The sequence below is a fragment of the Desulfovibrio gilichinskyi genome, from assembly GCF_900177375.1.
GTDB classification, from domain to species: Bacteria; Desulfobacterota; Desulfovibrionia; order Desulfovibrionales; family Desulfovibrionaceae; genus Maridesulfovibrio; species Maridesulfovibrio gilichinskyi.
On the sequence record NZ_FWZU01000005.1, the window covers coordinates 342,909 to 355,250 of the forward strand.

At 45.7% G+C, this 12,342-nt stretch carries 13 protein-coding genes; all 13 read left to right on the forward strand.

Annotated features, from left to right (window positions below; genetic code table 11):
- Positions 1–85: 85 nt before the first annotated feature.
- Entirely contained in the window at positions 86–1,126 is a 1,041-nt protein-coding gene (locus B9N78_RS15425) for a rod shape-determining protein (RefSeq protein ID WP_085103886.1), read from the forward strand.
- Between the two features lie 245 nt (positions 1,127–1,371).
- Positions 1,372–2,217, forward strand: coding sequence for a rod shape-determining protein MreC (mreC, locus tag B9N78_RS15430; RefSeq protein WP_085103888.1), 846 nt, complete (start codon positions 1,372–1,374; stop codon positions 2,215–2,217).
- Between the two features lies 1 nt (position 2,218).
- A complete protein-coding gene (locus B9N78_RS15435; RefSeq protein WP_085103890.1) occupies positions 2,219–2,683 on the forward strand; it encodes a hypothetical protein in 465 nt (154 codons plus the stop codon).
- A complete protein-coding gene (gene mrdA, locus B9N78_RS15440; protein ID WP_085103891.1) occupies positions 2,667–4,478 on the forward strand; it encodes a penicillin-binding protein 2 in 1,812 nt (603 codons plus the stop codon). The genes B9N78_RS15435 and mrdA overlap by 17 nt, the downstream gene beginning before the upstream one ends.
- Positions 4,478–5,593: a rod shape-determining protein RodA gene (rodA, locus tag B9N78_RS15445; protein WP_085103893.1), complete on the forward strand. Its 1,116-nt coding sequence runs from the start codon at positions 4,478–4,480 to the stop codon at positions 5,591–5,593. Before mrdA ends, rodA begins: the two co-directional genes overlap by 1 nt.
- Positions 5,594–5,643: 50 nt before the next feature.
- The gene (locus tag B9N78_RS15450; protein ID WP_085104126.1) at positions 5,644–6,012 is read left to right on the forward strand and encodes a bactofilin family protein; all 369 of its coding nucleotides are present in this window, start codon (positions 5,644–5,646) and stop codon (positions 6,010–6,012) included.
- 142 nt (positions 6,013–6,154) lie between these two features.
- Positions 6,155–6,571, forward strand: coding sequence for a F0F1 ATP synthase subunit B (locus B9N78_RS15455; protein ID WP_085103895.1), 417 nt, complete (start codon positions 6,155–6,157; stop codon positions 6,569–6,571).
- 30 nt (positions 6,572–6,601) lie between these two features.
- On the forward strand, positions 6,602–7,177 hold the full coding sequence (atpF, locus tag B9N78_RS15460; RefSeq protein ID WP_342743619.1) for a F0F1 ATP synthase subunit B: 576 nt from the start codon (positions 6,602–6,604) through the stop codon (positions 7,175–7,177).
- Entirely contained in the window at positions 7,174–7,725 is a 552-nt protein-coding gene (locus B9N78_RS15465) for a F0F1 ATP synthase subunit delta (protein ID WP_085103899.1), read from the forward strand. The genes atpF and B9N78_RS15465 overlap by 4 nt, the downstream gene beginning before the upstream one ends.
- A gap of 4 nt (positions 7,726–7,729) precedes the next feature.
- Entirely contained in the window at positions 7,730–9,238 is a 1,509-nt protein-coding gene (gene atpA, locus B9N78_RS15470) for a F0F1 ATP synthase subunit alpha (protein WP_085103901.1), read from the forward strand.
- Between the two features lie 15 nt (positions 9,239–9,253).
- Positions 9,254–10,132 carry a F0F1 ATP synthase subunit gamma gene (locus B9N78_RS15475; protein ID WP_085103903.1) on the forward strand — a complete coding sequence of 293 codons (879 nt, stop codon included), beginning with the start codon at positions 9,254–9,256 and terminating at the stop codon, positions 10,130–10,132.
- Between the two features lie 17 nt (positions 10,133–10,149).
- The gene (gene atpD / locus B9N78_RS15480) at positions 10,150–11,553 is read left to right on the forward strand and encodes a F0F1 ATP synthase subunit beta (protein WP_085103905.1); all 1,404 of its coding nucleotides are present in this window, start codon (positions 10,150–10,152) and stop codon (positions 11,551–11,553) included.
- Positions 11,554–11,567: 14 nt separating this feature from the next.
- The gene (locus B9N78_RS15485; RefSeq protein ID WP_085103907.1) at positions 11,568–11,972 is read left to right on the forward strand and encodes a F0F1 ATP synthase subunit epsilon; all 405 of its coding nucleotides are present in this window, start codon (positions 11,568–11,570) and stop codon (positions 11,970–11,972) included.
- Positions 11,973–12,342: the final 370 nt, after the last annotated feature.

Consider the following 12,342-nt stretch of genomic DNA (forward strand, 5'->3'; position numbering starts at 1 on the left):
CGAGGAATTTCTTTTGATATAGGGAAAGTAAGCGTCTACTGAGGCGTCGTTTGAATCACATTTTTTTTGGAGTTTCCAGTAGAATATGGCATCTATATTTGACAAGATACTCGGCTCGTTTTCCAATGACCTTGCAATTGACCTGGGTACAGCAAATACCTTGGTCTATGTTAAGGGTAAAGGCGTAATGCTCAGTGAACCTTCGGTTGTAGCTGTGAAGCGCGATGCTAATGGCGTAAGTAAAGTTCTCGCCGTAGGGATTGAAGCCAAGAGAATGCTTGGTAGAACTCCCGGAAATATAGTCGCGATCAGACCTATGAAAGACGGCGTTATCGCCGACTTTGAAGTAACTGAAGCTATGTTGCGTCATTTCATTTCAAAAGTCCACAATAGCCGCAGGCTGGTAAGACCCAGAATCATGATCTGTGTTCCTACCGGCATAACTCAGGTTGAAAAGAGGGCAGTTAAAGAGTCTGCACAGAGCGCAGGAGCCCGTGAGGTTTATCTTATTGAAGAACCTATGGCTGCCGCAATCGGCGCAAATCTCCCCATCACCGAGCCTACCTCTAATATGGTAGTTGACATCGGCGGCGGCACCTCTGAAATAGCTGTGATCTCTTTGTCCGGTATTGTATACGCGCGCTCAGTAAGAGTCGGCGGAGACAAGATGGATGAATCGATCATGCAACATGTAAAACGTAAGTATTCCATGCTGATAGGTGAAAGCACCGCAGAACGGATCAAAATAAAAATCGGTTCCGCATTTCCTCTTGAAGAAGAGATTGAAATGGAAGTCAAAGGTCGTGACCTTGTGACAGGAATACCTCAGAATATTTTGATTACTTCCGCTGAAATCAGAAAAGCTATCTCTGAACAGGTCGACAGTATTGTGCAGGGTGTTCGTGTTGCTTTGGAACAGACTCCTCCTGAACTTGCTGCTGACATTGTCGATAGAGGTATAGTTCTGACTGGCGGCGGGGCTTTGCTTAAGGGCTTAGACCAGTTGCTCAGCCGGGAAACTCACCTTCCTATCACTGTTGTCGATAACCCGCTTAATGCTGTTGTTATCGGATCAGGAAAAGCTCTTGAACATCTGGATATTTATAAAGAAGTTACAATAGATTAGCTTTAACTGTTGCAGTGGATTCGCAGAGAGTGCATTTTTCTATGTTAAGAGCATAATTTTGAGGGTAAATTCCCCTCAAAATTATGCTCTTAAGAATATGCTGTGCTATGCCAGTCGGCGGCAGTTTTTTGTTGAATTTAAAGAATCAATTTCTAAATCCTGCTCAGTTCTTGGGTAACTAAATTTTTAAGAAACAGCGTCATGTGTTTGATTTGGTATCTTTATGTTAAGATAGAGGATTTAGTTTGAAGCTCAAGCGTACCGCTATAGCCATAATTGTGGGCTTATTTATTTACCTCAGCCTTTATTCGTGGAATCTGCGATCAGGGCAGCTTGATCGATTGGCGGATTATTCAGGGCTCGAATTTGTTAAGTGGTCACTGTGGCCAGGCGAATGGGTTTTCGATAAATCCACAGATTTCTGGGATAAGTATATTTATCTTGTCGGATTAAAAGAACAAAATGATCTGCTCAGCTCCCAAAATGATTTAATGCGTCTCGAAATTATGACGCTCCGGGAAAAAGCCGACCAGGCTGCCAGGTTGCAAACTTTACTTTTGTTTTCACCTGAAGACGGCTGGTACGTGGACGGAGCGCGGGTTATTGCCCACAGGATGGGCCCTTCTGCCGCTTTGGATACTATCATACTGAGCAAAGGCTCTGCGTCAGGCGTCACGGCAGATACTCCTGTGCTGACACCTCTGGGTGTTGTCGGGAGAGTCGTACAACCTGGTTTTTCTTCTTCAAAAGCACTGCTTATTACTGACCTCAACAGTAGAATTTCCGTCAGAGGGCAACTTCACAGAACCACCGGATTATTAGTCGGAAACGGTGCCGGTGAGCCTTTGGATGCCAAATATATGAAGCTTAACGCGCCTGTTTCTGAAGGTGAAATTCTTGAGACTTCAGGGCTTGCAGGGCTTTATCCTCCAGGGCTTCCTGTTGCAAAAGTTATCTCCGTTGAACGGTCAGATATTTCTTTATTCCTAAAGATTGAAGCTGTTCCGTTAGTTAATATGGAGGACATGGAAGAAGTCCTTTTGCTCCATAAAAAGATTACGGGTAACTCAACTTCACCGGAAGGGAGCTAAAATGTTTTCTTTTATGTGGTGGACTGCATTTACAGTTGTCGGGATATGGGCACAAAAAGTGGTACCCGGAGTAGATTTTCTTGCTCCGGGACTTTTGCTTTGTATCCAGATGGAGCGCAAAACATTACTGATCTGGTTAATCCTTTTTTGGTCTCTCATTCAGGAAGGACTCGGTGGATTGCCGTTCGGCTATTCTCTTCTCTGGTATTCTTCCATTTTTGCATTGTATCGCTGCGGAGCCATGTTCTTTGATGTGCAGAGTCTGATGTTCGCGCTTCTTTGCGGGGCAGGGCTTGGCCTTTTACATCCGTTTCTAATAGGCATGATGACAATGCTCGCCGATATGAATTGGGCTCCTGACCGCTACCTTTATGAGGGGATTTTACAATTTGCCATATTCCCGCTTGAGTGGCTTTTCATAAAATATATTTATCCGGAACGGTTAAAGCATGAGCTCTCTGTATGAATCAAAATCTCAGCAGCCGCCGAAGACCGGCTTGCTGTTACTGCAGGGGTTGATACTCCTGCTTTTTTGTGTTTTTGCGCTTAGATTTTGGTTTTTGCAGATTCACAAAGGGGCCTATTTCGCAGAACAGGCGAAGAACAATCAGCTCAGACAGGATAGACTGTATGCCCCGCGTGGGCTGATCCGTGACCGCAATGGAAAGCTTTTGGCCTTGAATGAACCTGCGTATGCTTTGGGCATTGTACGTGAAGACTGTAAAGACCTTGATGGAACGCTGAAAACTGTTTCTGAATGGACCGGTGAAAATCTTTCTGACATCAAAGAAATATTTAAAAAATCACGTAAACGCGTAAAGCCGTTTGAACCGCTTATTCTAGCTCCGAATCTCACTTTTAAACAAGTCGCCATGATTGAGGCAAATGCATTGCATTGGCCCGGTCTTGAAGTTGTCGTACGCCCGCGAAGGCGTTATTTGCAAGGTCCTCTTTTGTCGCATGTCCTTGGATATGTTTCAGAATGCGGTGAAGGTGAACTGGAAGCAGACAGTGATCTTGCCGTAGGCGATTTTGTCGGGAAACAAGGGCTTGAAGATATCCTTGAAAAACGGTTCAGAGGAGTTAAAGGGCGCAGGCAGTGCGAGGTCGACGCTACAGGCAGGCGGCTCAAAGAACGGATTCTGAACCCTCCTGTGGCAGGTGAGGATATTGATCTTTCGATTGATCTCGGTCTTCAGGAGCTTGGTGGAAAACTCCTTGAAGGAAAGGCCGGAGCCGTTGTGGTCATGAATCCTGACAACGGCCAGATATTGGCTTTCGTGAGTGCTCCTTCGTATGACAATAATTCTTTTACTTCAGGACTCAGCAAAAAAGAATGGGCTGAGCTGAGCAATGACCCCATGCATCCGTTGCAGAATCGCGTTATTCAAAGTGTTTATCCGCCAGGTTCTGTCTTCAAACTTGTCGTTGCCGCATGCGGTCTTCACAATAATATGATCAATCCAAGTGAGACTTTTTATTGCCCGGGCTATGTTAAACTGGGTAAATATACTTTCCGCTGCTGGAAAAGAGGTGGTCATGGTGAAGTTAATCTTAAGGACGCACTGGTCGAATCATGTGATGTTTATTTTTATAAACTCGGCATGAAACTCGGTGTTGACCGGATCAGTGATTTTGCAAAAAAAGCCGGTTTTGGAAATACAACAGGTATCTCACTTCCTCATGAAAAGTCAGGACTGGTCCCGACCCGCGAATGGAAGAGAAAGCGGTTCGGTGATATCTGGCATCCCGGCGAAAATCTTAACTTGGCAATCGGACAGGGGTATACACTTACTTCACCATTACAAGTTGCCAGATTTATTGCTTCTCTTATAAACGGTGGCAAACTTCTTCGCCCACAGCTTCTAGCCGGAGAACCAGCGGAAGAGCAAGGGCAGCTGCCGATATTAAAAAGTCAGCTGGACCTTATAAAAGAGGCTATGGTTGAAACCGTTGACGGGCCGCACGGAACAGCAAGAAGACTTAGAAAGCAGGGCGTTATTGTTGGTGCCAAGACTGGAACTGCGCAGGTTGTCAAACTTACCGACGAGATTAAAAAAATGAAGGATAAAGATATCCCTTACAAATATAGAGATCATGCATGGATGGCCAGTTTTGCTGAAAGAGGCGACCAGCGTTATGTTGTAGTCTGCATGATTGAACATGGACTGCATGGCGGTTCAGGAGCAGGTCCGATTGTTGGTGCTATATACGATTACCTTTTTGATAAAAAGCCTGATGGCAAAGGAGCGGTAAAATAATGTCTCCGATTGACAGAAGGCTGCTCATTCACATGAACTGGTTATTGCTGGGACTCGCGGCCGTGTTGTTTTTTGTTGGCGTATTGAATCTTTATTCAGCCAGCGGATTCAGAATGGAAGACGGCATGAGTGTTAATTCATTTTATCAGAAACAGTTGATCTGGGGGCTGATGGGATTCGGCGGAATGTTGACCTTTATGCTCTTCGATTACAGGCATTTAAAGACTATCGCATGGCCTCTTTTTTGGGTGACTGTACTGCTTTTGCTTGCGGTACCGTTTGCAGGAAAAACAATTTACGGGGCCCGTAGATGGATTGATCTTGGTTTTTTTAATTTTCAACCGAGTGAACTTGCCAAAATTACTATTCTTGTAATCGGAGCAAGAATTTTATCAAGGGATATTGAACCGCTTGGTTTTCTTAAATTGGGATATGTCGTTGCCGTGGGGCTTCTTCCCGCGGGAATGATTATTTTGCAGCCTGACCTTGGATCAGGTCTGAATGCTCTTTTAATCCTTGGTGGAATGATTCTTTACAGAGGGCTTACATCCAAAGTTTTTAAAACAATGGCTGTCGCTATTCCATGCATTATTCCTCTTGGTTGGCTTTTTATGCATGATTACCAAAAACGAAGAGTTATCTCGTTTATGAATCCTGCAAGCGACCCGCTCGGGTCAGGTTATCATATTATCCAGTCTGAAATTGCAATCGGTTCAGGCCGGCTTTGGGGAAAAGGATTTCTCGGCGGAACTCAGAGCCAGTTACGGTTTTTACCGGAGAAACATACTGACTTTGCGATTGCTGTTTTCGGAGAGGAATGGGGCTTTGTCGGCGCAATGACCGTACTTAGTCTTTTTTGTGTATTTTTATATCAGATGGTTGTAACTGCAAGGGATGCCAAGGATTTATTCGGAAGCTATCTCGCTGCAGGCGTATTCTTTTATTTCTTCTGGCAAATCTTAATCAATATGGGTATGGTCCTCGGACTAATGCCGGTAGTAGGCATACCTCTACCATTTATCAGCTATGGCGGCAGTGCCACTGTAGTTAATTTTTGTCTAATAGGACTCGTTTTAAATGTGTCCATGAGACGCTACGTATTCAAACAGGGGTAAGCCGTATGTTCGGATTTTCTAAAATCGGCACAGGTACAAAAGGAGCACAAATGGCAAGAGATGAAATAAATGCTTTTCTCGGTAGTGGAACAGATTATCAAGGAAAGTTGAACTTCCAGGGCGCTGTGCGTATCGACGGCAACTTCAGTGGGGAAGTGGAGTCCGAGGGGACTCTGGTTGTCGGTAAAGATGCCCGGGTTGAAGGTGTCTTGAGGATAGGCCAGCTCGTATTGAGCGGCAAAGTTACAGGTGAAGTTTATGCTCGTGATAAGGCTGTGCTTCATAAGACTGCAAACCTTCAAGGTAATCTGGTCACACCTGTCCTTGTTGTTGAGGAAGGAGCAGTTTTGGAAGGGCGCGTTACTATGAGCTCAGCCGGAGTTGAGGCGGTTGAGACTGTAGCTGAAGAAATAAGTTAATTTTTTAACAAGCCAGTGTTGACGGGGCTTGAAGAGGAAAGAGTAACCAGTTCAAATCGAAAAACCCTTTGACACAACCCTAAATAAAAGTTAAACGGCGACAGACTTTGGACAAAAATTCACAACCTTTTCGGGAGCAGGCATGATTGATTTAGATATTAGCTTTTTTATCCAGTTAGCAAACTTCATCATCACCCTTCTTGTTCTCAACCTTCTTATGTTTCGTCCGATTCGTGAAATAATTAGAAAACGTTCGGAGCTTATGAGTGATCAGCTCTCGAAAGTGGAAAATTTCACAACCTCGGCTGATTCGAAGGTGAAAGACTACGAAACCGCTTTGGACAGTGCCCGTAAGCAGGGTATGGAAATCCGGAACGGCTTTAAAGAACAGGGTGCCAAAGAAGAGCAGGCAGTTCTTTCTGAAGCAGGTAAGGTCGCAACTGTGACTTTGAAAGAAGCCCGCGCAGAAGTTGCATCCGAAAAAGGTGCGGCCTTGAAAGTTCTTGATGGTGAGATCGAAGCTTTTGCTCAGAAGGTTACAGCCAAGGTTCTTGGCTAGGCCTAATCAATATCGAAGGGGGGTTTAGCCTTGAAGCGGAAACACATGATCATGGCAATTGCCACTCTTACTGCATTGCTGGTAGCAGGCACAGCCTTCGCCGCCGGCCATGGAGCAGGGGAACATGAGATTCCCTGGATGAACTTTACTTGGCGCGTCCTCAACTTGATTTTGGTTCTTGGAATTCTTTACAAATTTGCCGGCAAGAAAATTGCCGGACTTTTTAAAGGACGTCAGGCCGGAATCAGACAGGAGCTTAACGATTTGCAGGCTCGTAAGGAAGCTGCAGAGAAGAAGCTTCAGGACGTGGAAAAGAGTATTGCTAATCTGGAAAAGGAAAAGGATGCAATCCTTACCGAAGCCAGAAACCAGGGCGAATCCATGAAAGCGGCAATTATCCAGAAGGCAGAACAGAGTGCTGAGCATTTGAAAGCTCAGGCGAAAGTCTCCGCTGAGCAGGAATTCTTGATTGCCCGTGACGAAATGCGTGCTGAAATGGCTGACAAAGTCATCGAAGCCGCTGAGAAAATCGTCAAAAGCACACTCACTAAAGCTCAGCATGAGAATCTTGTGGATGAATACTTAACAAAGGTGGTGCTCAATTGACCGGGAACATAGTCTCACGCAGATATGCAAAGGCGCTGTTCTCTGTTGGCCAGAAGCAGGGAGAAGCAGACCTCGCGGCGTATGGTAAGGCACTGACCGAGTTGTCCCAGATCCTGGAAGATTCCCCGGAGGCCCTGAGGCTCTTTCAGAATCCTGTTTTCAGTGCGGAAGAAAAGAAATCCGTACTTGATAAACTACTCGAAAAGACCTCGGCAGGACCTGTGGTAAAAAACTTTTGCAACCTTTTGGCCGATAAAGGAAGGCTTCCATGTATTCCCGAAATAGCAAGTGACTATTCTGGAATGCTGGACGCTGTCCAGGGGATCGTCCGAGGTAAACTCGTGACTGCGATTAAGCTGACCGAGAAGCGTCAGACTGAAATTAAAGAACGTCTCGAAGATCAACTTAAGTGCAAACTCGAACTTGAGTTTGCAATGAATAACGATATCCTTGGTGGTGTGGTTCTTCAGGTCGGAGATAAAGTTCTTGATGCAAGCATTCGCGCACAGCTGCAAATGATGAAAGAACAGATTAAAAGGGGTGTGTAGGGCCATGCAGATTAAAGCGGAAGAAATCAGCAAAATCATTGAAGATCAGATTCAAAATTATGAATCTAAGGTCGAGATGAGCGAAACAGGTACCGTTCTCCTCGTTGGTGATGGTATCGCTCGTGTACACGGTGTTGAGAACGCAATGGCTATGGAACTCCTTGAGTTTCCTGGCGGCCTCATGGGCATGGTTCTCAACCTTGAAGAAGATAACGTCGGTGTCGCTCTTCTCGGCGATGATACCGGCATTAAAGAAGGTGACCCGGTAAAACGTACCGGCAAACTGTTCTCTGTTCCTGTTGGACCAGCTGTCATGGGCCGTGTTGTTAACCCACTCGGTCAGCCAATTGACGGATTCGGACCAATCGAATCTGATGAAACCCGTCCTGTTGAGCTTAAAGCTCCCGGTATTATTGCTCGTAAATCTGTACATGAACCTATGTACACAGGCCTCAAGGCTATCGATGCAATGACTCCAGTTGGACGCGGACAGCGTGAACTTATCATCGGTGACCGTCAGGTTGGTAAAACCGCGATCTGCATCGATGCTATCCTTGCACAGAAAGACTCCGGTATTCATTGTTTCTACGTAGCTATCGGTCAGAAGAAAGCATCTGTTGCTCTTGTTGCCGACATTCTCCGTAAACACGGCGCAATGGAATACACCACAATCATTTCAGCAACAGCTTCCGAAGCAGCTCCTTTGCAGTTCATTTCTGCATATACCGGTGCTACAATGGCTGAATACTACCGTGATAGCGGTAAGCATGCTCTGATTGCTTATGATGACCTTTCCAAGCAGGCTGTTGCATACAGACAGATGTCCCTCCTGCTTCGTCGTCCTCCAGGACGTGAAGCTTTCCCTGGTGACGTTTTCTACTTGCATTCACGTCTTCTCGAACGTTCTTGTAAAGTAAACGACAGCCTCGGTGCTGGTTCTTTGACAGCTTTACCTATCATTGAAACTCAGGCAGGCGACGTTTCCGCATATATCCCGACCAACGTTATTTCTATTACTGACGGTCAGGTTTACCTTGAGCCGAACCTTTTCAACGCCGGTGTTCGTCCTGCTATTAACGTAGGTCTGTCCGTTTCCCGTGTTGGTGGTGCAGCTCAGATCAAGGCTATGAAACAGGTTGCCGGTACACTCCGTCTTGACCTTGCTCAGTATCGTGAACTTGCAGCGTTTGCTGCTTTCGGTTCCGATCTTGATAAAGCAACTCAGCAGAAACTGAACCGCGGTGCCCGCATGGTTGAGCTTCTCAAGCAGTCTCAGTTTAAACCTATGAACGTTATGCAGCAGGTTATCTCTTTGTACGCCGGTACTCGCGGCCACATGGATGAAATTCCTGTTTCTGCTGTTCGTAAGTTCGAAGGAGAGCTTATTGAGTTCATCGCAAGTGCCAAACCTGAAATTATGGAAGGCATTAAGACTAAGCAGGTTCTTGATGATGAGATTGAAGGCAAGCTGAAGGCCGCTCTTGAAGAGTTTAAAAAAGGTTTCACAGCTTAATCCTGGGAGGTACTGATGGCTTCTCTTAAGGATGTACAGAATCAAATAGTCAGTATTAAAAAGACTAAGCAGATTACCAAAGCGATGAACATGGTCGCGTCGGCTAAGTTGCGTGGCGCTCAGTCAAGAATTGAACGCTTCCGCCCTTATGCAGACAAGTTCTATGAAATGCTTGGTGACCTGGCAGCCGGAGCGGACTCAAGCGTCCATCCGCTGCTTGAAGTCCATGAAGAGATCAAGACTGTCGGCATTATGCTCGTCACTTCTGATCGCGGACTTTGCGGTAGTTTTAATGCTAATATGATACATTCGGCCATGAAATTGGCTGCAGAAAAGAAGGCTGAGGGTAAAACTGTTAAGTTTTACTGTATAGGTAAAAAGGGTCGCGCAGCAGTTAAAAAAAGTGAATTTGAAGTCGTTGAATCATACGCTGATCAAATGAACTCATTTGACTTTAACCTCGCGATTACTATCGGCAACAAAGTAATTGATGCCTACCTTACTGAAGAACTTGACGAAGTTTACCTAGTCTATGGAAAGTTTGTAAGTGTCGCTTCTCAGGAACCTACCAGACTTAAAGTTCTGCCTATGTCTTCGGACGTTGCAGCGGAAGAAGGTGAGTCTAAGACTTCCAGCGAATACATTTACGAACCTTCTGTCGAAGGTCTTCTCGCGGAGCTTCTGCCCCGTTTTGTGAAGGTTCAGGTTTATCGCGGACTACTCGATACATCCACTAGTGAACATGCTGCCCGCATGGCCGCTATGGATAACGCTTCCAGAGCTTGCGACGACATGACTGAATCACTGACCTTGCTTTACAACAAAACTAGGCAGGCCGCTATTACCGCGGATCTTATGGACATTGTCGGCGGCGCAGAAGCGCTGAAAGGATAATATAGGGGGTTACTCGGATGAGTAAAATTATAGGTAAAATTGTTCAGGTTATCGGCGCCGTTGTTGACGTCGAATTCCCTGAAGGGCAATTGCCCAACATTCTGACTGCTGTACAGATTGACAACCCGAACAACACCGATGCTCCGGACCTCATTTGTGAAGTCGCACAGCATCTCGGTAACAATGTTGTTCGTACCATTGCTATGGACGCTACTGAAGGTCTCGTCCGCGGCATGGATGTTAATGCTCTCGGTATAGCAATCACAGTTCCTGTTGGTGATGCAGTGCTTGGACGTATCCTGAACGTTGTCGGTCGCCCTGTTGATGAACTCGGCCCGATCGCATCCGATAAGGTTATGCCGATTCACCGTTCTGCTCCTGACTTTACCGAGCTTTCAACTAAAGTTGAATTGCTTGAAACCGGTATCAAAGTTGTTGACCTCCTTGTTCCTTTCCCCAAGGGCGGAAAAATGGGTCTCTTCGGTGGTGCTGGTGTTGGTAAAACCGTTATTCTCATGGAAATGATTAACAACATTGCGAAACAGCACGGTGGTAAATCCTGCTTCGCCGGTGTTGGTGAGCGTACCCGTGAAGGTAATGACCTCTATCACGAAATGAAAGATGCTGGAGTTCTGGAGAAATCCGCTCTAGTATACGGACAGATGAACGAACCTCCGGGAGCACGTGCTCGTGTTGCTCTGACAGCTCTCACCATCGCTGAATACTTCCGTGATGTTGAAGGTGAAGACGTTCTTCTGTTTGTTGATAATATATTCCGCTTCACACAGGCCGGTTCCGAAGTTTCCGCACTTCTCGGACGTATGCCTTCAGCTGTTGGTTACCAGCCTACTCTGGGTACTGACCTTGGTGGACTTCAGGAACGTATTACTTCTACGAACAAAGGTTCTATCACCTCTGTTCAGGCTGTATACGTACCTGCCGATGACCTTACTGACCCGGCTCCGGCTACTACCTTCTCTCATCTTGACGGAACACTTGTTCTTTCCCGTCAGATTGCAGAACTTGGTATCTATCCTGCTGTTGACCCTCTTGACTCCACTTCACGTATTCTCGACCCGAATATTCTCGGTGAAGAGCATTACAACACTGCTCGTGAAGTTCAGATGGTTCTGCAGAAATATAAAGACCTTCAGGACATCATCGCCATTCTCGGAATGGACGAATTGTCTGATGAAGATAAACAGACTGTTGCTCGTGCTCGTCGCATTCAGCGTTTCCTCTCTCAGCCTTTCCACGTTGCTGAAGTTTTCACCGGTACCCCCGGCGTTTACGTAAAGCTCGAGGATTCAGTTAAGGCATTCAGAGGAATTCTTGACGGCAAGTACGATGATATGGCTGAAAACTCTTTCTACATGGTTGGCGCAATCGAAGAAGCCATCGAAAAAGAGAAAAACAAATAGCATAGGACGCGATTATGGCTAGTAAGCTCCTCTTGGAAATCGTTACTCCTGATCGCAAGGTCCTTTCTCAGGAAGTCGACTATGTCGGCGCACCTGGGATTGAGGGTGAGTTTGGTATTATGGCCAATCACATACCCTTTCTTTCGGCTCTTGGCATAGGTAACCTTCATTATAATGACGGTACCCGTACTCACTATGTATTCGTTTCCGGCGGCTTTGCTGAAGTCGGAAATAACAAAGTGACTATCTTAGCTGAGGTTGCTGAAAAGGCCGTTGAGATCGATCTCGCTCGAGCTCAGAAAGCTCAGGAAAAGGCGAAAGCTCGTATGGCGAAAGCAAAGGATAGTATTGAATCAGCGCGTGCGCAGGCTGCTCTTCACAGAGCTATTGCTCGCTTAAGCTGCAAAGATGCTGCCTAGTATGCCCGAAGCATAGACTCGTAAGAGTTTATTTTCAGGCTCAAAAGCCCCATGGCTATTCAGGAGCAGACTGTTAAACAGTCTGCTCCTTTTTTTGCGGGAAATTCCAGTCAGAAAATTATCCATCAATTGAAGGTGAAAGATCATTCTCAATTATACAAAAATTTGAAAATAGCTGTACTCAAAAGAAATTATACCCGAGTTATATTCGGTAATTACTCAAATCATTTATATTTAAATGACGTTCGCATAACTATCTGGAATAGTGCAATTCTAGTCGTAATTTTCGTTCATTTTTTTTTCATTTTTAAATCTTTGTTCATTTACTCCGTTAGTGCAACCTGATAACTAGTTGCCTGTACTAAATACG